The organism is Vibrio sp. 10N.222.55.C7, from assembly GCF_041473335.1.
Taxonomy (GTDB): Bacteria; Pseudomonadota; Gammaproteobacteria; order Enterobacterales; family Vibrionaceae; genus Vibrio; species Vibrio crassostreae_C.
On sequence record NZ_JBFRSC010000055.1, the window covers coordinates 1 to 21818 of the forward strand.

Consider the following 21818-nt stretch of genomic DNA (forward strand, 5'->3'; position numbering starts at 1 on the left):
CGTATTTTAGGACGAGACACAAAGCGGATGCTTCTTTCAAACATCCACTCTATAAAACGTGAGCTTATAACTCTTCGTTTTCTTCTTCTTTCTCTACGTCTTTCTCTTCAAGAACAGCAGGAGTCAGTAGTAACTCACGAAGTTTAGTATCGATCTCTAGAGCAACTTCTGGGTTTTCACGTAGGTATTTACCAGCGTTAGCTTTACCTTGGCCGATCTTATCGCCTTTGTAGCTGTACCAAGCGCCTGCTTTTTCTACTAGCTTATTCTTAACACCTAAGTCGATAAGCTCACCTTCGCGGTTGAAGCCTTTACCGTAAAGGATTTGAGTCTCAGCTTGTTTGAATGGTGCAGCAATCTTGTTCTTAACGACCTTGATACGAGTTTCGTTACCAACAACTTCATCACCATCTTTAATCGCACCAGTACGGCGAATATCAAGACGAACAGATGCGTAGAACTTAAGTGCGTTACCACCTGTTGTTGTTTCTGGGTTACCGAACATCACACCAATTTTCATACGAATTTGGTTAATGAAGATAGCCATACAGTTAGACTGCTTAAGGTTACCCGTCAGCTTACGCATTGCTTGAGAAAGCATACGAGCCTGAAGACCCATGTGGCTGTCGCCCATTTCGCCTTCGATTTCTGCTTTTGGTGTTAGGGCTGCTACTGAGTCAATAACAAGAACGTCGATTGCACCTGAACGAGCCAGTGCATCACAGATTTCCAGCGCTTGCTCACCAGTATCTGGTTGAGAAACAAGAAGTGCATCGATATCAACACCAAGCTTTTGAGCGTAGATAGGGTCTAGTGCGTGCTCCGCATCAACGAATGCACACGTCTTTCCCACTTTCTGTGCTGCAGCAATAAGCTCAAGCGTTAGCGTTGTTTTACCTGATGATTCTGGACCGTAAACTTCTACGATACGTCCCATCGGTAGGCCACCAGCACCTAGTGCGATATCTAGAGATAGAGAACCTGTAGAAATAGTTTCTACGTCCATTGTGCGGTTATCACCAAGACGCATGATAGAACCTTTACCAAATTGCTTTTCAATCTGACCAAGGGCTGCGGCTAACGCTTTTTGTTTATTCTCGTCCATTTCTATCTCCACATAATCGGTTGTCTCAACAAGCGATCTAGAATCTATTTCTAACCCACATAGGGGTGACTAATTGGCTTTCATTATACTGTTGATTCATACAGTGTCTATACCTGTATGAAAATAATTTGTACAAATGTTACTTACCTTCCATTGATAGGTAATCATAAATAACTTGCAGGGCATGGTGCGTGGCTTGTTGGCGTACTTGTGATCTGTCGCCTGTAAATACATGCGTTTCTACTTTATCCCAGCCATTTAGCGCTTTCCACGCGAAGCATACTGTACCAACAGGCTTATCTTCGGTCGCGCCACCTGGGCCAGCGATGCCACTGATTGATACAGAGATCGTCCCGTTTGAATGTTGCAATGCCCCGCTCGCCATTTCTATTACGACAGGCTCACTCACGGCGCCGAACTCCATTAAGGTTTTAAGCTGTACACCGATCATCTCTTGTTTGGCTTCATTGCTGTACGTAACAAAAGCGCGATCAAACCATCCAGAGCTGCCCGCAATATCGGTGACTGCACTCGCGACACCTCCGCCAGTGCAAGATTCAGCCGTCACTAACACGTGTTTGTGTTTAGCGAGTAAATGTCCAAGCTGCTCACTAAGGTCTTGAGTCATCTGCATCATCTGCTTCCCTTTATTTACTGTCATATCATTTGGATTCGCATCTTTTCGCATCAGCCGCTTTTCGCACGAAACGCTTTCACGTATCCTAAGCCGCAATAGAAATAAACGAAAGAAGTTAACTGTGAAAGCCGATCAAAAACATACTCCCATGATGCAGCAGTATCTAAAACTGAAAGCAGAAAACCCAGAAATTCTGCTGTTCTACCGCATGGGCGATTTCTACGAGCTTTTCTACGATGACGCTAAAAAAGCCTCTCAACTCCTCGATATTTCACTGACTAAGCGTGGCTCATCAAATGGTGAACCGATTCCGATGGCAGGTGTTCCATACCATGCGGTTGAAGGATACCTTGCAAAGTTAGTGCAACTTGGTGAGTCCGTAGCAATTTGTGAACAGATTGGTAATCCAGCACTTTCAAAAGGCCCTGTTGAGCGCGCAGTAGTGCGTATCGTGACACCGGGTACCGTAACCGACGAAGCCTTGCTTTCTGAACGCGTTGATAACCTAATTGCAGCCATTTATCACCACAACGGTAAATTCGGTTATGCGACACTTGATATTACCTCTGGCCGATTCCAACTTTGCGAGCCAGAAACAGAAGAAGCGATGGCCGCTGAGCTACAAAGAACCTCTCCGCGTGAGCTGCTGTTCCCTGAAGATTTCGAACCCGTCGATTTAATGGCAAGCCGTAATGGCAACCGCCGCCGCCCTGTATGGGAATTTGAATTAGACACCGCTAAGCAGCAATTGAATAAGCAGTTTGGTACTCGCGATCTGGTTGGCTTTGGCGTAGAAAGCGCGAAACTGGGTCTATGTGCGGCTGGTTGTTTGATCCAATACGTGAAAGATACCCAACGTACTGCCCTCCCTCATATCCGTTCACTCACGATGGATAAACAAGATCACTCGGTGATCCTTGATGCTGCAACTCGTCGTAATTTGGAGATCACGCAAAATCTTGGGGGTGGTACTGATAACACCCTTGCCGAAGTACTTGATCACACTGCGACAGCAATGGGTAGCCGTATGCTTAAGCGTTGGTTACATCAACCAATGCGCAATATATCTGCACTCGATCAGCGCTTAGATGCAATTGGTGAAATGAAAGATTTGGCTCTATTCACAGAACTACAGCCAACCTTAAAACAGATTGGTGATATCGAACGTATTCTCGCTCGATTAGCACTTCGCTCTGCTCGCCCTCGCGATATGGCGCGTCTTCGCCAAGCAATGGAATATTTGCCAGAGCTTGCTGAAACACTGACGCAACTGAAGCACCCATACCTAACTCAACTTGCTCAATATGCTTCTCCTGTGGATGAGGTTTCTGAGCTGCTTGAACGTGCAATCAAAGAGAACCCACCGGTGGTTATCCGTGACGGTGGTGTGATTGCAGAAGGCTACAATGCCGAGTTAGACGAATGGCGCGACCTTGCAGCAGGCGCAACTGAATTTCTTGATAAGCTTGAGCAAGAAGAGCGTGAACGTCATGGCATCGACACGCTAAAAGTTGGCTACAACAACGTACATGGTTTCTTCATTCAAGTAAGCCGTGGGCAAAGCCATCTTGTGCCGCCACACTATGTTCGTCGTCAAACGCTGAAAAATGCTGAGCGTTACATCATTCCTGAGCTGAAAGAGCACGAAGACAAAGTACTTAACTCTAAGTCGAAAGCACTCGCTATCGAGAAACAGCTGTGGGAAGAGTTGTTTGACTTACTACTGCCGTATCTAGAGCGCCTACAAAATATCGCCTCTTCAGTATCTCAGCTTGATGTTCTACAGAACTTGGCTGAGCGTGCAGATACCCTTGATTACTGTCGTCCAACCATGACAGAGTCTGCTGGCGTACAAATTCAGGCCGGTCGTCACCCTGTTGTTGAACAAGTGATGGACGAACCTTTCATTGCTAACCCTATCGACCTGAATGATCAACGTAAGATGCTGATCATCACGGGTCCCAACATGGGTGGTAAATCGACCTACATGCGCCAAACGGCACTCATCGCATTGATGGCTCATATCGGTTGTTATGTTCCTGCAGAAAGCGCAACCATCGGCTCTATCGACCGTATCTTTACGCGTATTGGCGCATCCGATGATTTGGCTTCTGGCCGTTCAACCTTCATGGTTGAGATGACAGAAACCGCAAATATCCTGCACAATGCAACACCAAACAGCCTTGTGCTAATGGATGAAATCGGTCGTGGTACCAGTACTTACGATGGCCTGTCTCTGGCTTGGGCAAGTGCAGAGTGGCTAGCCAATCAAATCAATGCGATGACACTGTTTGCAACGCACTACTTTGAGCTAACTGAACTACCTAACCAACTTCCAACTTTAGCAAACGTACACTTAGATGCGGTTGAGCATGGTGATAGCATTGCCTTTATGCACGCAGTTCAAGAAGGTGCTGCAAGTAAATCTTATGGTCTAGCGGTTGCAGGTTTAGCTGGCGTACCGAAAGCAGTGATCAAGAATGCTCGTGCGAAGCTGACTCAGTTAGAAGCGTTAAGTATGGAGTCGCCAACATCGAAGCCAAGCGGTGTCGATATCGCAAACCAACTGAGCCTGATCCCAGAACCGAGTGAAGTAGAGCAAGCGCTAGCGAATGTTGATCCTGATGATCTAACTCCTCGCCAAGCATTAGAAGAACTTTACCGCTTGAAGAAGCTGCTTTAGTTTCTTACCAAGTAGCTTGTTATGGCCGTACTGCTATTTTGATTAGACGGCATGAAATACCAAAGCCACAAACAAAAAAACGCTGACTTAAAGTCAGCGTTTTTATTTGTCTTCTATTTAGAGAAGCATCATCCGTTCAATTAGTCGTTTTCTACGTTGAACAGGTTTTCCATATTCAGACCTTGCTTGATAAGAATCTCACGTAGACGGCGAAGACCTTCAACTTGGATTTGACGAACACGTTCACGAGTCAGGCTGATTTCGCGGCCCACTTCTTCTAATGTTGACGGTTCATAACCCAGTAGTCCAAAGCGACGCGCAAGCACCTCTTTCTGCTTAGGATTCAGCTCATCAAGCCAGAAAATCAACGAGTTCTTGATATCGCTATCTTGAGTTGAAACCTCAGGATCTGAATTATTGATGTCTGGAATAATATCCAACAGCGCTTTCTCACCGTCACCACCAATTGGCGTATCAACAGAGCTCACTCTTTCGTTTAGACGAAGCATCTTGCTCACATCACCAACCGGCTTATCTAGCTTAGAAGCAATTTCTTCTGCCGTTGGTTCATGGTCAAGCTTTTGTGATAGCTCTCTTGCAGTACGTAGGTAGATGTTCAGCTCTTTCACAACATGGATTGGCAAACGGATAGTGCGAGTCTGATTCATTAACGCACGTTCAATGGTTTGACGAATCCACCATGTCGCGTAAGTTGAGAAGCGGAAGCCACGCTCTGGATCAAACTTCTCTACGGCGCGAATCAAACCTAGGTTGCCTTCTTCGATTAGATCGAGAAGTGCAAGGCCGCGGTTGCTATAACGACGTGAAATTTTTACCACTAAACGCAGGTTACTTTCGATCATGCGTTTACGTGCTGCTTCATCACCGCGTAGAGCTCGACGTGCATATAGCACTTCTTCTTCAGCGGTTAGTAGTGGTGAGAAACCAATTTCGCCTAAGTAGAGTTGAGTGGCATCTAAACTTTTAGACGTAACTTCAACTTCTTCTTTCGCTTCGGTTTTCTTAGTGACTGTTCGTTTTGCTTTTCCAAGAGCTTCCGGTTCCGTGGTTGCTTGGTCAAGATCGAACTCTTCTTTGGTTACTGCATTGCTTATACTCATAACGCCTCCCCCTGGCGAAATTAGCATGACATTACAACTTCATATGTCGCTAAATGACTATGTCACTCCATACAATACGTAATTTTTGCATATTGTATTTAAGGTAAATATCGTTTTGGATTAACGGACTTACCTTGGTAACGAATCTCAAAGTGCAGCCTAACACTGCTGGCTCCAGAGCTTCCCATTGTTGCAATCTTCTGCCCTGGTTTCACACTTTGCCCTTCAGATACTAATAGTCGGTCGTTGTGCGCGTATGCACTTAAGTAATTATCATTGTGCTTCACAATCACTAGATTGCCGTAGCCTCGTAGTGCATTACCCGAATAAACAACCGTTCCCCCTGCAGTAGATACTATTGGCTGACCTCGCTGTCCTGCTATGTCTATGCCTTTATTTCCTTGTTCGCCTACAGAGAAACTCTTGATTACTCTCCCTTTAGTTGGCCATAACCATTTGGATACTTTATCACTTGTTGGTTTGGTGGGCGGTGTAACATTCTGTTTACCTTTAGAACCAACATACTCCTTTGATTTGGATTGTTCAACCTTCTTTGGTGGATCTTTTTTCACCACTTTGGTGGTAGTTTGAGCTGGAGCCGGTTTAGAGTTTTTGCTCGGTTGCGATGTGGTTTTAGGTTTACTTGCCGCAGATGACGTTGTCGATGCCGCGACAGGCGCAGCAACTGCTGCTGCCGCTACCGTTGATTTACCATACGCTGGCGCATTGTAGCTAGGACGCCACAACTTAAGCTTCTGCCCGGGGTGGATAGTATAAGGCGCAGACAATTTGTTGTAGCTGACGAGGTCATTGACGTCTTTATTGGTCACATAAGCGATGAAATAAAGCGTATCGCCTTTTTTCACTTCATAGTAACTGCCGCGATAACTACCACGATCAATCGATGAGTATTTCTTGTTAAGGCTTGAAACCGGCGCAGGCGAATTCGCTGCACACCCAACAAGGGCACAGCTAAGCAGTAAAGTACTTCCTTTAAACAACTTCGAACGCATCGACTCTCTATCCACCTACACCATTAATCTTGTTATTAAGCTAGTTCACCAGGAACAAGAGGTACAAATCTCACCATTTCGATAACACTCGACAAAAATTCATCGCCGTGACGAACGATCTTCAACAGTTGTTGTTCATCATCCCCAACAGGAATCAGTAAACGACCACCATCTTTCAGCTGTTGCAGAAGCGCTTGAGGAATCGACTCTGCAGCAGCGGTAACAATAATCGCATCAAAAGGCGCCTTTGAAGACCACCCTTGCCAACCATCACCATGCTTAGTTGAAATATTGTAGAAATCGAGTTGCTTCAACCTACGCTTAGCATCCCATTGTAGCGACTTTATTCTTTCAACCGAATAGACATGATCAACAAGCTGAGCCAATACTGCGGTTTGGTAACCAGAACCCGTTCCAATCTCCAAAACGCGGCTATCTTGTTGTAACTCAAGTAACTCTGTCATTTTAGCAACAATATATGGTTGCGAGATGGTTTGCCCCTGTCCGATCGGCAGCGCATTATTATCATAAGCTTGATGGTACATCGCCTGTGATAAAAAGCTCTCTCTCGGCAGTTGGTAAATCGCATCAAGAACCTTTTGGTCTCGGATACCATTTTCAATCAGAAAAGTAACTAAGCGCTCGGCTTGTGGATTGCTCACTTACTTCTCCCCTAACCATGTTGTCATCGCACCTAACGACTCGTGCGCCGTCAGATCAACTTGTAACGGTGTTACCGATACAAAGCCATGTTCGATTGCGTAAAAATCGGTACCTTCGCCAGCATCTTGCTCTTTACCCGGAGGACCAAGCCAATAGATATCATGACCACGAGGGTCTTTTTGCTTAATCATATCTTCGGCATGGTGACGAGCACCGAGGCGCGTCACCTGAGTACCAGACAATTGTTCTAAAGCCAAATCAGGCACATTGACGTTTAACAGGCGATTAGTTGGGATTGGGTTGACTAAATGTTGTTCGACGATACGACGAGCAATCGCTGCCGCTGTCTTAAAATGTTTTTTACCCACCAATGAAAATGCCACCGATTGAACGCCTAAGAAATGCCCTTCCATTGCGGCTGCGACTGTGCCTGAATAAAGCACATCGTCACCAAGGTTAGCACCGTGATTAATACCCGTTAAAACCAGATCGGGCATATCGTTCTTGAGCAGTTCATTTAACGCAAAATGCACACAGTCGGTCGGCGTGCCTTGTACCGAGTAGGTATTTTCTGCAATTTCTTGAACGCGCAAAGGTTGTTCTAAAGTTAATGAATTTGAAGCACCTGAGCGATTTCGGTCAGGTGCCACAATGATAACTTCAGCAAGATCACGTAATTCATTTGCTAGCTCATGAATACCTTGAGCGTGCACACCATCATCATTGCTGAGTAAAATCTTCATCTTGTATCCTTTCTTTTGTTCCCATGCTAAGCCAAGTCACTTAAATTCCAATATCAAGTGACTCAGCTCCAAGCAGAATCGTTATTGCTCGTAGGTTCTCTCTACGTGTACTTCTTCAACCAACTCTCGAACGATAGCGGTTGCGAAACAACCTGCGTCTAGAGAGAACTTAAGAGTGACATTATCTTCGTTCACTTCCCAAGTTAAATCGGTTGGTTTTAACGATGCTTCACGACGGTCATGGCGCATGCGGTTACCGCGAATCAGCGCCATTAGGTCAGGTTCAGAATCAAGATGTTTTTGCTCTAACGCTTGAGACTCATCAATCGTTGGTAAGGCATTATCGCCAGCCAAAGCAACAGTTATCAAAGCAGAACCGTTCGCAATGTCTTGGTTTACAGCTTCAATGTTGTCTGCTGTTACTGCCAGTTGAGCACCGTCTTTCACCACGATATCGCCAACCAATGCTGATGCAAACGCATCTTGCTCAATACGGTCTGAAAGGATCAGGTTGTAAATCCACGAACGAGCAGCAGAAAGGTACAAGCTGCGCTTATTCTGGTTACGAGTACGAACGTTATCGCGGCCCCAACGACGAGCTTCAGATAGGTTGTTACCTTCATTGCCAAAACGCTGAGCACCAAAGTAGTTTGGCACGCCCACTTGAGCGACTTTTTCCAAACGCTTGACCACATCATCGCAATCCGTTACTTCAGACAAGGTCAACTCAAATTGGTTGCCAACTAAATCGCCTGGACGTAACTTTTTGTTGTGTCGCGCTGTCGCTAAGATTTCAATGCTTGGGTATTGTGCTAAGAACCCTGAAAAGTCAGGCTCACCTTTCGGTAGGTGAACGCTCAACCACTGCTCTGTCACAGCGTGGCGGTCTTTCAAACCCGCCCAGCTCACGTCTTTCGACTTAACACCGCAAGCTTTAGCCAGCTCGTTTGCTACGAAGCTCGTGTTTTCACCAGTTTTACGAATACGAACCATTAGGTGCTCGCCTTCACCAGCAAACTCAAAACCCAAGTCTTCATTAACGACAAAGTGTTCGGCTTTTGCTTTTAGTTTTGCTTTCGCAGTTGGTTTACCGTTTAGATAAGCCAATGAAGATAAAATATCTGACATGCTGTTCTTTTCGTGTTGGTGCTTACGCACTTTTAGTAATTAGGACCACCGCTTCACATGCGATGCCCTCTTTGCGACCTGTAAAACCTAAACGCTCAGTGGTCGTCGCTTTTACATTCACATTGCTAATGCTGGTTTCTAGGTCTTGAGCAATAGCTTGGCACATAGAGTCTATATGAGGCGCCATCTTTGGAGCTTGCGCCATGATAGTAATATCGGCATTACCAATCACGTAACCTTGTTCTTTTACTCGACGGTAAACATCTTTCAGTAGCTCACGGCTATCCGCACCTTTCCATTCGTCATCGGTATCAGGGAAATGACGACCAATATCACCCGCAGCAATCGCACCCAATAGAGCGTCACACAACGCATGAAGGGCAACATCACCGTCTGAGTGTGCAATAAGACCTTGCTCGTAAGGGATGCTTACACCACCAATAATTACCGGGCCTTCACCACCAAACTTATGTACATCAAAGCCATGGCCAATACGAATCATCATTATTCCTTATTCTGACTTAAATAGAACTCAGCAAGCGCTAAATCTTCAGGCTGAGTAATCTTAAAATTATCTGAACGCCCTGCCACTAAAGCGGGCGATAAACCTTTCCATTCAAAGGCTGAGGCTTCATCAGTAATTGAAGCGCCTTGTTGCAACGCCTCACTTAATGCCTTCCACAGAGGCTTTGCTCTGAACATTTGCGGCGTAAGTGCATGCCATAAATCGGCACGCTCAACGGTATGCTCGATCTGCCCTTGGGCACCGCGCTTCATCGTGTCACGAACTGGAGCCGCTAAAATAGCGCCCACATCATGGCTCATCGCGCCGGAAATTAGCTTGTCGATATCACTTAGCTGAACACACGGCCTTGCCGCATCGTGAACCATTACCCAATCACTAAGCTGCTGCTCAGCGATATAGTTTAGCGCAGAGAGTACAGAGTCCGCTCGCTCGCTTCCGCCTGACACTCTGATCACTTGCGGGTTCAGGTTGAGTGCTAGATCAGGGTAGTATGGGTCATCATCGCTGATCGCAACGACAATTTGAGCGACTTGTGGGTGAGACAGTAATTTCTCAATGGTGTGCTCTAAAATTGTTTTGTCGTGAATCTTGAGATATTGCTTAGGGCGGTCTGCCTTCATTCGGCTACCGACGCCCGCCGCAGGTACAACGGCAATCACGCTTTGAAGTTGAGTCGACATTAATGGGATTCCTCACCAATGATGCGATAAAACGTTTCACCTTCTTTGACCATTCCAAGTTCATGACGTGCGCGTTCTTCTATCGCGTCTAAGCCTTGGCGTAGATCGTCAATTTCAGCAAACATTTCTGCATTTCGAATATGCAGCTTTTCATTTACTTGCTGTTGAACTTGGATTTCGTTGTTCACACCGTAGTAATCAGAGATACCATTTTTACCGAGCCACAGTGTGTGTTGTAGCCAGCCAAACACTATGAGCAGTACTAAAGCAAAAATTCGCATAACACCTTTCGCCGGTTGAAAAAGAAGGAACTAGAATAAGGCACATATATACCATAATGAGCTTATTGGTGCGAGATATGTGGTGTCAGGGAATCAATAAGTCGGGGAGTCATTGTCAGGAAAACAATGAGATTCCCTACTCCTTCCTTCGTCAGTCTAGGGAATGACGAACTTTATATGTGACAAGGAGGAGCTTTAGAGCCTAGAGCTTCTTTCATTCAGTTTTCTACAGACAAAAAAATGCCCCGCATAAGCGAGGCATTCAAAAGTATTAGTGCATAATTCTAACTAGTTGGTGCTGTAGCAAGGCAACAAAGAAGATTCAGCTATGGAGCATAGTTTCCTATGTGACTTAGTGAATCTTCTGCAGTTAACGCAGCTACAGTGCCAAATAGGACGAATTATTGACCTTTAACTTCTTTAAGACCGTTGTAAGGAGCTTTAGAACCTAGAGCTTCTTCGATACGGATAAGTTGGTTGTACTTAGCAACACGGTCAGAACGGCTCATAGAACCAGTTTTGATTTGACCTGCAGCTGTACCTACCGCTAGATCAGCGATAGTTGCATCTTCAGTTTCGCCAGAACGGTGAGAGATTACTGCAGTGTAGCCAGCGTCTTTAGCCATCTTGATAGCAGCTAGAGTCTCTGTTAGAGAACCGATTTGGTTAAACTTGATAAGGATAGAGTTAGCTACGCCTTTCTCGATACCTTCAGCAAGAATCTTAGTGTTTGTAACGAACAGATCGTCACCAACGATTTGAAGCTTGTCGCCTAGAAGTTCAGTTTGGTGCTTGAAGCCATCCCAATCTGACTCGTCAAGACCGTCTTCGATAGAAACGATTGGGAAGTTGTTCGCTAGCTCAGCTAGGTAGTGGTTGAACTCTTCAGAAGTGAAAGTTTTACCTTCGCCCTTCATGTTGTAGATGCCAGCTTCTTTGTCGAAGAACTCAGATGCTGCACAGTCCATAGCAAGAGTAACGTCTTTACCTAGTTCGTAACCAGCAGCTGCAACAGCTTCTGCGATAACTTCTAGAGCTTCAGCGTTAGACTTAAGGTTAGGAGCGAAACCACCCTCATCACCAACTGCAGTACTGTAGCCTTTAGACTTAAGAACTTTAGCTAGGTTGTGGAATACTTCAGCGCCGATACGTAGACCTTCTTTAAGAGTTTTAGCGCCAACTGGTTGGATCATGAACTCTTGGATGTCAACGTTGTTATCTGCGTGCTCACCACCGTTGATGATGTTCATCATTGGTAGAGGCATAGAGAACTGACCAGCAGTACCGTTTAGCTCAGCGATGTGCTCGTATAGAGGCATGCCTTTCGCAGCAGCAGCAGCTTTTGCGTTAGCTAGAGATACAGCTAGGATAGCGTTCGCGCCGAACTTAGACTTGTTATCAGTACCGTCTAGGTCAAGCATGATTTGGTCAACGTCAGCTTGTGCTTTAGCGTCAGTACCAACTAGAGCTTCAGCGATTGGGCCGTTTACAGCTTCAATAGCTTTAAGAACACCTTTACCTAGGAAACGTGATTTGTCGCCGTCACGTAGCTCAAGAGCTTCGCGAGAACCAGTAGATGCGCCAGATGGAGCAGCAGCCATACCTACGAAACCGCCTTCTAGGTGTACTTCAGCTTCTACAGTTGGGTTACCACGTGAATCGATGATTTCACGACCTAGAACTTTAACGATCTTAGACATTGAATGTTTCCTTCTCGTTGAATATATAAATGTCAAATTTAAAGGTAGCAGCACAACTTACGCAGCTACCTGTATTCCTTTTTACTTCTCTAACTCGCCGCGCTGGAACTCACCAGCCGCTTTAACGAAACCTGCAAACAATGGGTGACCATCGCGAGGTGTTGAAGTGAACTCTGGGTGGAATTGAGCAGCAACGAACCATGGGTGGTTCGGGTTCTCAATAACTTCAACCAGTTTCTTGTCCGCAGATAGACCCGATACTTTTAGGCCCGCTTTTTCGATTTGTGGACGAAGATTGTTGTTCACTTCGTAACGGTGACGGTGACGTTCATGGATCGTCGCGCTACCGTATAATTCGTAAGCTTTCGTCCCTTTCGCTAGGTGACAAAGCTGTGAACCAAGACGCATTGTGCCGCCAAGGTCAGATGTTTCTGTACGCTCTTCAACTTTACCTTCGCCATCAGTCCACTCAGTGATAAGACCAACAACTGGGTACTTAGTTTCAGTACAGAATTCAGAAGAGTGTGCCCCTTCCATTTTCGCAACGTTACGAGCGTACTCGATAAGTGCTACTTGCATACCTAGACAGATACCTAAGTACGGTACTTTGTTTTCACGAGCGTATTGAGCAGCAAGAATCTTACCTTCAACACCACGGTCACCAAAGCCACCAGGAACTAGGATTGCATCTAGGCCTTCTAAAACTTCTACGCCACGAGACTCAACGTCTTGTGAATCTACATATTTAATATTAACGCTTAGGCGATTTTTCAAGCCCGCGTGTTTTAGCGCTTCATTTACTGATTTGTATGCGTCTGGTAGTTCAATGTACTTACCAACCATACCAATCGTCACTTCACCCGTTGGGTTAGCTTCTTCGTAAATTACTTGTTCCCATTCAGACAGGTCTGCTTCTGGAGCTGTGATGCCGAAACGCTTACATACAAGTTCATCAGTACCTTGAGCTTTAATAAGCTGAGGGATCTTGTAGATAGAGTCAACATCGCGCATAGAAATAACTGCATTTTCTTGCACATTACAGAACAGAGCAATTTTCTTACGCTCGTTCGAAGGAATGTTGCGGTCTGAACGACAAACTAGGATGTCTGGCTGAATACCAATAGACAGTAGCTCTTTTACAGAGTGTTGCGTTGGCTTAGTTTTCACTTCGCCCGCAGCTGCTAGGTATGGCACTAGAGTAAGGTGCATGAACATTGCGCGTTCACGGCCTAGTTCTACTGCTAGCTGACGAATCGCTTCCATGAATGGTAGAGATTCGATATCACCAACCGTACCACCAACTTCAACGATCGCAATATCGTGGCCAGCTGCGCCAGAAATTACACGCTCTTTGATAGAGTTAGTGATGTGTGGGATAACCTGAATAGTTGCACCTAGGTAATCACCGCGACGCTCTTTAGCGAGTACGTCTGAGTAAACACGACCTGCAGTGAAGTTGTTACGCTTAGTCATCTTGGTGCGAATGAATCGCTCATAGTGACCAAGGTCAAGGTCTGTTTCAGCGCCATCTTCCGTAACGAACACTTCACCGTGCTGAGTCGGGCTCATAGTGCCTGGATCAACGTTGATGTAAGGGTCAAGCTTCATCATAGTCACTTTAAGACCACGAGCTTCTAAAATAGCCGCAAGAGATGCTGCAGCAATACCTTTACCTAGAGAGGATACAACCCCGCCAGTAACAAAAATGTAATTTGTCGTCATGTTTAACCTGAAATTGGTTGAATGAGGGAAATGGACTACTTCTGGACGGGATGAAAATATACCAGAAGCCCCTTATCGCCACAACGTGAAATCTATCACACTGCTATTTTTTATTTTTTGCTTCAAATCAATTCATGATAAAAGCTTTGGTTATCTTTTCTCCGCCACTTTGACTTCACCCCACATGGAATCAAGCTGTTGTAGTGAAAAATCGGTCAAATTTTTACCTTGCTGACGAACTTTTTGTTCCACCCCTTTAAAGCGACGCGAAAACTTGAGATTGGCTTTATTGAGTGCCGATTCTGGGTTTTTACCTAAATGTCGTACCAAGTTAACGGTCGCGAACAGTAAATCCCCCAGCTCTTCTTCAACCAATTCTTCGTTTGGCGTCACTTGAAGTGCTTCTTCTAGCACCTCGTCCACTTCCTCTAATACCTTATTGGCGACTGGGCCAATTGAGTCCCAATCAAAGCCATATTTCGCGACCTGCTTTTGAATTTTTGTAGCACGCGAAAGTGCAGGTAGAGAGTTTGGTATTGAGTCTAGAATACTTTCTTGAGTTTTGCCTGCTTGTGCTTTTTCTTTGGCTTTTTCCGCTTCCCAATTGGCATTGATTTCTTCATCACTGGCAAACTCAGTATCAGAGAACACATGCGGGTGACGGCGTGTTAGCTTTTCGTTAATGCCATCAACCACATCAGAGAACTCAAACAACCCTTGTTCTTTCGCTAACTGGCTATAGAAGATCACCTGAAACAACAAGTCACCCAACTCTTCTTGTAGGTTCGGCCAATCTTTGTTGTGAATCGCGTCCACCACCTCGTAGGTTTCTTCGATAGTATGCGGCACAATTGTTTCAAAATTTTGTTTCAAATCCCAAGGACAGCCACCTTCTGGATCGCGCAGCTTAGTCATAATCTGTTCAAGTTGTTCAATCGGGTGATTCATCGTTTTCTTCCTATTCACTGTCTTTGATTTTTAAATTTATAACGTCTTCTAAAACTAAAAAAGGCGAGCAGCCAAAACCACTCACCTTTCTATTCTTTCCGTCATCCCCAAGAGCGAAGAATGAGCGAGTTGGGGATCTCAAATCGCTTTACGAGATTCCCTATCACGTTCGTCCCTCACTGTAGGGAATGACGTGGATAGTATTTTGGCCTACCCCAACCTTTTGACTGACATAACATCTTTGATTTGTTCTACTCGGCTGGTAACGCGACTCAGAATTTCAATATTGGTCACTTCCAAATCGAAATCCATTACCGATAGCTGACGCTTGTAGTCGATGCGGCTCTTCATTGTGGTCACACTGATCTTCTCGTTCGAGAACAGTGAGGTGATGTCTTTCAACAAGCCATTACGTTCTAGCGCTTCAACACGCAGCGTTAGGATGTATGAACCGACAAAGCCATTACCCCAAACGGTATCAATGATACGTTCTGGCGCATGCACGCTTAGCTCGCCTAGCTGTTCACAGTCAGCGCGGTGCACTGAGATACCACGACCTTGAGTGATGTAACCTTTAATCACATCACCTGGGATTGGCTGACAGCAACGCGCTAGGTGCGTCATTAGGTTATCAACGCCCTCAACCACTACCGCATCTTTCTTCGGACGACTCTGTTGTGCCGGCTTGTTTTCCGACTCAAGCAGTTTCTCTAGCGCTTTCTTGTCTTCTTCTTCCGCCGTTGGCTTATTCACTAGCGCATTGATGTGATTAACCACTTGGTTAATACGCAAGTCGCCACTACCAATACCTGCATAGAGTTCGTCTGGCGTATTCACGTTAAAGCGTTTTAGTGCGTATTGATCAGCATCTTTTAGGGTTGCGCCTACTTTCGCTAGCTCAACTTCCAGGATATCACGACCCGCTTCTAGGTTTTTCTCACGGCTTTGTGCGCGGAACCAAGCGTTGATTTTCGCTCGAGCTCGACCAGAATGAACAAAACCTGTGGTTGGATTTAACCAGTCACGAGATGGGTTCGGCTCTTTCTGCGTGATGATCTCAACTTGATCGCCCATCGATAGTTTATGAGTGAACGGTACGATACGCCCCGCTACTTTGGCACCGATACAGCGGTGTCCGACCATCGAGTGGATGTGGTAGGCGAAATCCAACGGGGTTGCGCCCATTGGTAAGTCGACCACGTCACCACGTGGAGTAAATGCGTATACACGGTCATCGAAGACTTGGCTACGTACCTCATCCAGCATCTCGCCAGAGTCCGACATCTCTTCTTGCCAGTCGATAAGTTTACGCAACCAAGTGATTTTCTCATCGTAGCCACTACGGCCGCTTGAAGCTCCTTCTTTGTACTTCCAGTGCGCCGCCACACCAAGCTCAGAGTCTTCGTGCATTTGCTTAGTACGGATCTGAATCTCAATGGTCTTGCCTTCAGGGCCAAGTACTACGGTATGAATCGACTGGTAACCATTTGGCTTAGGGTTCGCCACATAGTCATCAAATTCGCTCGGGAGGTGCTTGTATTTAGTGTGTACCACCCCAAGGCCGGCGTAACAGTCTTGCAGCTGGTCAGCGATAATACGTACTGCTCGTACGTCAAAAAGCTCATCGAAGGCTAAGCCTTTCTTCTGCATTTTGCGCCAGATACTGTAGATGTGTTTTGGTCGGCCACTCACTTCAGCATTGATGTTTGAACGCTGCATTTCTGCGGTTAAATCATCAACGAAATCTGTGATGTATTGTTCACGAACGATACGACGCTCAGACAGCTGTTTTGCAATCTGCTTGTAGGTATCTGGTTGTTGGTAGCGGAATGCGTAATCTTCGATTTCCCACTTAAGTTGGCCGATACCTAAACGGTTTGCCAGTGGGGCATAGATGTTAGAACACTCTTTTGCGGCCGCGCGACGCACAGCATCAGGCGCTTTTTTTACCTCGATAAGGTTACAGATTCGTTCAGCGAGTTTGATGACTACGCAGCGGAAATCATCGACCATAGCCAGTAGCATGCGTCGAACGTTATCAACTTGACCCGAGGCAGCACTGCCTTCAAGGGTCACGTTTAACTGGCCTAAGGCCGCCATTTCTTCAACGCCATCGATCAACTTTACGGTTTCTTTACCGTAGCTTTCTTCAAACGCTTCGCGCTCAAAAACGCCGCTTGAGACGACGGGGAAAAGTTGTGCAGCAATTAAAGTGGCACGGTCCATGGACAAGGTGACCAAGATTTCGATCATCTCACGGCCACGCCAAAGCAAGAGCGATGCTTGCTCGTGATCTTTTAAAAGTTCTTCACAGTGACGATAAACTTTAATCAGTTTATTCGAGGTTTTTGCGTCTTGATTCAATGACGCAATCCAACTTTCTAGCTCAAACTGTTCGCTTGGGTTTAAATGTGCGCTTCGTACCGCAACCATCATGCCTTCCTAGTTATTATGTTTTATACCCAATTCAATATGACTAACTGGTTCCAAGTTAGTTCGACCATATTGATATCAGCGCAGGCTTCCCTGCGCCTTTGTGATTCATTTGAAGCCTTGTTTAAGGGCCTCTAAGCCTTGATAAAGAGAGCCATCGATTCTAGATGACTGGTGTGTGGGAACATGTCCAACATACCCAGTTTGGCTAATTGGTAGCCTTGCTTTTCTAAGCTCTCTGAATCTCTAGCTAGAGTAGCAGGATTACACGAAACATAAACCACACGCTTCGCTCCTAACGCTGAAATTTGATCAACAACACCACTCGCTCCAGCACGAGCTGGGTCAAGTAAGATTTTATCAAATTTCTCTTTTGCCCAAGGCTGTGAAGATAAGTCTTCTTCAAGGTTAGCTTGGTAAAATTCCGTATTGCTTAACTGGTTTAACGCTGCATTAGATGTGGCTTGCTGAACCATTTCATCAACGCCTTCTACGCCAACCACAAACGCCGATTGTTGCGCGATAGGCAAACTGAAATTCCCTAAGCCGCAAAACAGGTCTAGCACTCGCTCATCCGCTTGAGGTTCTAGCCACTCAATCGCTTGAGCCACCATCTGCTGATTCACTTTCTGGTTTACTTGGATAAAGTGGTTTGGCTCAAACGGTAACGTCACGCCAGTTTCGCTGTAGCTAGGCGCATCACCAACCAGACGGGCCAACTTATCGGTTTCAGGCATCGAGTACAGCGTAGCGCCTTCTTCTTTTGCTAACGCAATCAGCGCTTGCTCATCTTTTTCAACTAAAGGCTTAAGGTGACGTAGAACCATAACAGGGCCAGTATCGCCCAACACCAATTCAACGTGTCCTAAAGACGTAAGGCTGTTGAAAGTGTTCAGTAAATTTTTCAGTTTTGGCAGCAACACATTAAGGCGAGGATCAAGCACGGCACAGTCGGTGATGTTTTCAATCTGCTTACTCTGCTTCTTACGGAAACCGAATTGAAGCTGTTGTGTCTTCTTATCAACAAATAGGCTGATACGTGCGCGACGTCGATAACCGGTTTCATCACCGACAATAGGTTGTGCAACTTCAGTGTTCGCCGTTTGGTATTGGCTCATCAGGTGCGTCAGAGATTGCGATTTATGCTCAACCTGAGAAGAGTAACCTAGGTGTTGAAGGTGACAGCCACCACACTGATTAAAGTGCTTACAAAACGGCTTTAAACGCTGCTCGCTCGGCTTCAATAACTTGATGAGTTTAGCTCGCGAAAACTTACTTTTGCTCTCAGTAAGTTGAATAACCACCTGCTCACCGGGCAATGCGCCATCAATGAAAACCGGTTTATTCTTTTGATAAGCGATGCCAGCGCCATTGTGATCCATTCGTTCAACCAAAACCGATTGATGCTTGGTCTCGAGTTGAGTTTTCTTTTTTGGTTGGAAAAAACGTGCCATTGCTTGTGCCTAATGTATCTTTTAATAAGTAATTGGTATCCAGGACTCACTATTATGTCTTGGAATCATTGTCGAACGTCACGGCTTTGATTAAGCTTACCGTTCACTTAACCGCCATTGTGTGCGTTATTTTCCCATATCCAGACCTCGATGTAATTAAAGAACATGACCAGATATGGCTTAAGAGCCCGTGTAATTACCTTAACTCTAGCTCCAACCCTGATTATTGGGTTGCTATTGAGTGCATTTTTCTCATTTAACCGCTATCAAGACCTTGAAGGTCAAGTGGTTAACACTGGTACTAGCATCATTGAGCCACTTGCGATTACGAGTGAATCAGGCATGAAGCTCGAAAGTCGAGAGTCTGTTCGTCAGCTTATTAGCTATGCGCATCGAAAGAATTCTAAGCTAGTGCGCAGTATCGCGGTGTTTGATGAGCGTCATGAGTTGTTTGTAACCTCAAACTTCCACCCCGATTTTGAAAGCCTGACCTACCCCAAAGATAAACCGATCCCGCATTTAAGCTCATCGAACCTTCTCGATAATACGCTGATTCTGCGGACACCTATCATCGCCGAAGGCCAGTACATCAATTCAGCCAACGGTCAGTCTCAAGCTAATCAAGCGATCGGCTACATTGCGATTGAATTAGATCTTTCATCACTTCGATTGCAGCAATATCAAGAAGTGTTCTCTGCATTCTTAGTGTTGATTCTCGGGCTTGGTTTATCGGGCGTGTTTGCGTTCCGCTTAATGCACGATGTCACTCAACCGATCACACACATGAAAAACATGGTCGACCGAATTCGTCGAGGTCACCTAGATGTGCGTATCGAAGGTAAGATGCATGGTGAGCTAGACTCGCTGAAAAACGGTATCAATGCGATGGCGGTATCGCTATCAGAGTATCACGTCGAGATGCAGCACAGTATCGACCAGGCCACATCAGATTTGCGTGAAACTCTTGAACAGCTAGAGATTCAAAACGTTGAGTTAGACATCGCGAAGAAACGCGCTCAAGAAGCGGCTCGTGTTAAGTCTGAGTTCTTAGCGAATATGTCTCACGAATTGAGAACGCCGCTGAACGGTGTGATTGGCTTTACTCGTCAAATGCTCAAGACTCACCTATCGAACAGTCAAACCGATTACCTACAAACCATTGAACGCTCGGCAAACAACCTGCTTAGCATCATCAACGATATCTTGGACTTCTCGAAACTTGAAGCCGGTAAATTAGCCCTAGAGAACATCCCATTTGAATTCCAAGCCAGCCTTGAAGAGGTAGTAAACCTTCAAGCAACCAACGCTCATGAGAAAGGCCTAGAACTGACACTGAAGATCGACCCTAAAGTACCGCCAGGTGTGGTGGGCGATCCACTGCGTATTCAGCAGATCCTAACCAACCTTGTTGGTAACTCAATCAAGTTTACCGAACGCGGCAACATTGATATCAGCGTTGAGCTTCGCTCACAAAGTGAAGACAACATCGAGCTGCAATTCATGGTTCGCGATACGGGTATTGGTATTTCTGAGCGTCAACAAGCTCAGCTTTTCCAAGCTTTCAGCCAAGCCGATGCAAGTATCTCTCGTCGTTACGGCGGTACAGGCTTAGGTCTGGTTATCACCCAAAAACTGGTCAGCCAAATGGGCGGAGAGATCAGCCTAACCAGTCGTCTTCACCAAGGCTCTACCTTCTGGTTCACCTTGAGACTATCAACGACTGATATGCCGATGACAGAGCTGATTGAGACGCAGTGTCTGCAAGACAAACAACTGCTGCTTATCGAGCCAAACATGCAAGCGGCATCGATTACTCAGCAAATCCTAACCCAAGAAGGCTTAGTGGTAACGTATCGTTCGGTGATGCCAGATGAGACGACCTCGTATGACTACGTTCTGCTTAACCTAGCCGCCAACCAAGAGTATCAATTTGATACTGTGAGTGGTTGGGCGATCGGTGCGAAGAAGATTGCTCAAAACGTGATTATTGGTACACCAAGTACCGAGCTAGCGTTGGGTGAGCAACTAATGAAAGAGGTCGATGTTCAGTGCATCACCAAGCCTCTTTCTCGTAAGAAGTTGCTGCAAACTCTGGTATCGAATCAGGCACCTACCTTGATTGCACCAGCGATTGAAACGCATTCTGAAGAGAAGTTACCGCTTACTGTGATGGCAGTAGACGACAACCCAGCCAACCTTAAGTTGATTACCGCGCTGCTTAAAGAGCGTGTAGAAACCGTCATCAGTTGTACCAGTGGTCAGCAGGCGATAGACAAAGCGACAGAGACGCCATTTGATATCATCTTCATGGATATTCAAATGCCACAGATGGACGGTGTAACCGCTTGTCAGAACATCAAAAAACTGGCGAACAATGCGAATACACCTGTAATTGCCGTGACCGCACATGCAATGATTGGCGAACGAGATCGACTGCTTGAAGCGGGCATGGATGACTACCTAACCAAACCTATTGAAGAGCATGTTTTACAGCAGGTTCTGATTCATTGGAGCTCGACCTCTGAGGTTGAGCTCATCGAAAAAATAGATCCAGACCACCCAGCGGTCTCTGCTGAAGTCGACAACGGTCCGGTATCAGAAACTGAAGCCAGCGTGCACACAAACATCATCATTGATTGGCAAGCTGCGATGAAACAAGCCGCCAATAAAGAAGACCTCGCACGCGATATGCTGCAAATGCTCGTCGACTTTATTCCAGAGGTGTATGAGGCAGCAGACAAAGCGATAGAAGACAGTGACTATCCAGTTGAAGAGCTGATACACATCATTCACAAGATGCATGGCAGCAGCTCGTACAGCGGCGTACCTAGGCTAAAATCGGTATGTGCGACAATAGAGAAAGAGCTGCGTTCAGGTACTTCTGTTGAAGACATTGAACCTGAGCTTTTCGAGCTTCAGGATGAATTAGATAAGGTTCAAGCAACCGCGATTCACTACTTGAAACAGGCGAAGGCCTAGCG

Annotated in this window: 17 protein-coding genes; 2 read left to right on the forward strand and 15 right to left on the reverse strand. The window is 45.9% G+C overall.

Features of this window, described 5'->3' with window-relative positions:
• Positions 1 to 64 precede the first annotated feature (64 nt).
• Both recA and pncC read right to left on the reverse strand, forming a co-directional pair.
• On the reverse strand, positions 65 to 1105 hold the full coding sequence (gene recA, locus AB4482_RS18775; protein ID WP_017056586.1) for a recombinase RecA: 1041 nt from the start codon (positions 1103 to 1105) through the stop codon (positions 65 to 67).
• Between the two features lie 139 nt (positions 1106 to 1244).
• Complete coding sequence (gene pncC / locus AB4482_RS18780) at positions 1245 to 1739, reverse strand: nicotinamide-nucleotide amidase (RefSeq protein ID WP_029235458.1); 495 nt, start codon at positions 1737 to 1739, stop codon at positions 1245 to 1247.
• Between the two features lie 124 nt (positions 1740 to 1863).
• Between pncC and mutS the strand changes: the two genes are divergently transcribed.
• Positions 1864 to 4425, forward strand: a complete 2562-nt coding sequence (gene mutS, locus AB4482_RS18785; RefSeq protein WP_017059026.1) for a DNA mismatch repair protein MutS — start codon at positions 1864 to 1866, stop codon at positions 4423 to 4425.
• 140 nt (positions 4426 to 4565) lie between these two features.
• Here mutS and rpoS read toward each other — a convergent pair whose 3' ends face one another.
• From rpoS to rlmD, 13 genes are all read right to left on the reverse strand, one after another.
• Positions 4566 to 5546: an RNA polymerase sigma factor RpoS gene (gene rpoS / locus AB4482_RS18790; RefSeq protein ID WP_017059027.1), complete on the reverse strand. Its 981-nt coding sequence runs from the start codon at positions 5544 to 5546 to the stop codon at positions 4566 to 4568.
• A gap of 98 nt (positions 5547 to 5644) precedes the next feature.
• Entirely contained in the window at positions 5645 to 6559 is a 915-nt protein-coding gene (gene nlpD, locus AB4482_RS18795; protein ID WP_229648155.1) for a murein hydrolase activator NlpD, read from the reverse strand.
• 35 nt (positions 6560 to 6594) lie between these two features.
• Entirely contained in the window at positions 6595 to 7221 is a 627-nt protein-coding gene (locus tag AB4482_RS18800) for a protein-L-isoaspartate(D-aspartate) O-methyltransferase (protein ID WP_017633213.1), read from the reverse strand.
• Entirely contained in the window at positions 7222 to 7965 is a 744-nt protein-coding gene (surE, locus tag AB4482_RS18805) for a 5'/3'-nucleotidase SurE (RefSeq protein WP_017633214.1), read from the reverse strand. It abuts the gene before it with no gap.
• A gap of 81 nt (positions 7966 to 8046) precedes the next feature.
• The gene (gene truD / locus AB4482_RS18810; protein ID WP_065584106.1) at positions 8047 to 9093 is read right to left on the reverse strand and encodes a tRNA pseudouridine(13) synthase TruD; all 1047 of its coding nucleotides are present in this window, start codon (positions 9091 to 9093) and stop codon (positions 8047 to 8049) included.
• Positions 9094 to 9115: 22 nt separating this feature from the next.
• Positions 9116 to 9595, reverse strand: coding sequence for a 2-C-methyl-D-erythritol 2,4-cyclodiphosphate synthase (ispF, locus tag AB4482_RS18815; protein ID WP_004739053.1), 480 nt, complete (start codon positions 9593 to 9595; stop codon positions 9116 to 9118).
• Positions 9596 to 9597: 2 nt separating this feature from the next.
• Complete coding sequence (ispD, locus tag AB4482_RS18820) at positions 9598 to 10299, reverse strand: 2-C-methyl-D-erythritol 4-phosphate cytidylyltransferase (protein ID WP_017059032.1); 702 nt, start codon at positions 10297 to 10299, stop codon at positions 9598 to 9600.
• Complete coding sequence (ftsB, locus tag AB4482_RS18825; RefSeq protein WP_010435786.1) at positions 10299 to 10580, reverse strand: cell division protein FtsB; 282 nt, start codon at positions 10578 to 10580, stop codon at positions 10299 to 10301. The genes ispD and ftsB overlap by 1 nt, the downstream gene beginning before the upstream one ends.
• 401 nt (positions 10581 to 10981) lie before the next feature.
• A complete protein-coding gene (gene eno / locus AB4482_RS18830; RefSeq protein WP_017059033.1) occupies positions 10982 to 12280 on the reverse strand; it encodes a phosphopyruvate hydratase in 1299 nt (432 codons plus the stop codon).
• Between the two features lie 81 nt (positions 12281 to 12361).
• Complete coding sequence (locus AB4482_RS18835) at positions 12362 to 14002, reverse strand: CTP synthase (protein ID WP_017063214.1); 1641 nt, start codon at positions 14000 to 14002, stop codon at positions 12362 to 12364.
• 150 nt (positions 14003 to 14152) lie between these two features.
• Positions 14153 to 14950 carry a nucleoside triphosphate pyrophosphohydrolase gene (mazG, locus tag AB4482_RS18840; protein WP_017068693.1) on the reverse strand — a complete coding sequence of 266 codons (798 nt, stop codon included), beginning with the start codon at positions 14948 to 14950 and terminating at the stop codon, positions 14153 to 14155.
• Between the two features lie 210 nt (positions 14951 to 15160).
• Positions 15161 to 17383 (reverse strand): GTP diphosphokinase, encoded by a 2223-nt coding sequence (relA, locus tag AB4482_RS18845; RefSeq protein WP_017059036.1) that lies wholly within the window; start codon positions 17381 to 17383, stop codon positions 15161 to 15163.
• Positions 17384 to 17517: 134 nt separating this feature from the next.
• A complete protein-coding gene (gene rlmD / locus AB4482_RS18850) occupies positions 17518 to 18837 on the reverse strand; it encodes a 23S rRNA (uracil(1939)-C(5))-methyltransferase RlmD (RefSeq protein WP_372181420.1) in 1320 nt (439 codons plus the stop codon).
• A 165-nt stretch (positions 18838 to 19002) separates the two neighbouring features.
• Here rlmD and barA point away from each other — a divergent pair, with 165 nt between their 5' ends.
• Positions 19003 to 21816, forward strand: a complete 2814-nt coding sequence (gene barA, locus AB4482_RS18855; RefSeq protein ID WP_017059038.1) for a two-component sensor histidine kinase BarA — start codon at positions 19003 to 19005, stop codon at positions 21814 to 21816.
• Positions 21817 to 21818: the final 2 nt, after the last annotated feature.

Coding starts and splice junctions, on each gene's coding strand:
- surE (WP_017633214.1), bottom strand. CDS start 7,965: ATGAAGATTTTACTCAGCAATGATGATGGTGTGCACGCTCAAGGTATT.
- barA (WP_017059038.1), top strand. CDS start 19,003: ATGACCAGATATGGCTTAAGAGCCCGTGTAATTACCTTAACTCTAGCT.
- ispF (WP_004739053.1), bottom strand. CDS start 9,595: ATGATTCGTATTGGCCATGGCTTTGATGTACATAAGTTTGGTGGTGAA.
- ispD (WP_017059032.1), bottom strand. CDS start 10,299: ATGTCGACTCAACTTCAAAGCGTGATTGCCGTTGTACCTGCGGCGGGC.
- AB4482_RS18835 (WP_017063214.1), bottom strand. CDS start 14,002: ATGACGACAAATTACATTTTTGTTACTGGCGGGGTTGTATCCTCTCTA.
- rpoS (WP_017059027.1), bottom strand. CDS start 5,546: ATGAGTATAAGCAATGCAGTAACCAAAGAAGAGTTCGATCTTGACCAA.
- truD (WP_065584106.1), bottom strand. CDS start 9,093: ATGTCAGATATTTTATCTTCATTGGCTTATCTAAACGGTAAACCAACT.
- nlpD (WP_229648155.1), bottom strand. CDS start 6,559: ATGCGTTCGAAGTTGTTTAAAGGAAGTACTTTACTGCTTAGCTGTGCC.
- relA (WP_017059036.1), bottom strand. CDS start 17,383: ATGGTTGCGGTACGAAGCGCACATTTAAACCCAAGCGAACAGTTTGAG.
- pncC (WP_029235458.1), bottom strand. CDS start 1,739: ATGCAGATGACTCAAGACCTTAGTGAGCAGCTTGGACATTTACTCGCT.
- ftsB (WP_010435786.1), bottom strand. CDS start 10,580: ATGCGAATTTTTGCTTTAGTACTGCTCATAGTGTTTGGCTGGCTACAA.
- eno (WP_017059033.1), bottom strand. CDS start 12,280: ATGTCTAAGATCGTTAAAGTTCTAGGTCGTGAAATCATCGATTCACGT.
- rlmD (WP_372181420.1), bottom strand. CDS start 18,837: ATGGCACGTTTTTTCCAACCAAAAAAGAAAACTCAACTCGAGACCAAG.
- mazG (WP_017068693.1), bottom strand. CDS start 14,950: ATGAATCACCCGATTGAACAACTTGAACAGATTATGACTAAGCTGCGC.
- recA (WP_017056586.1), bottom strand. CDS start 1,105: ATGGACGAGAATAAACAAAAAGCGTTAGCCGCAGCCCTTGGTCAGATT.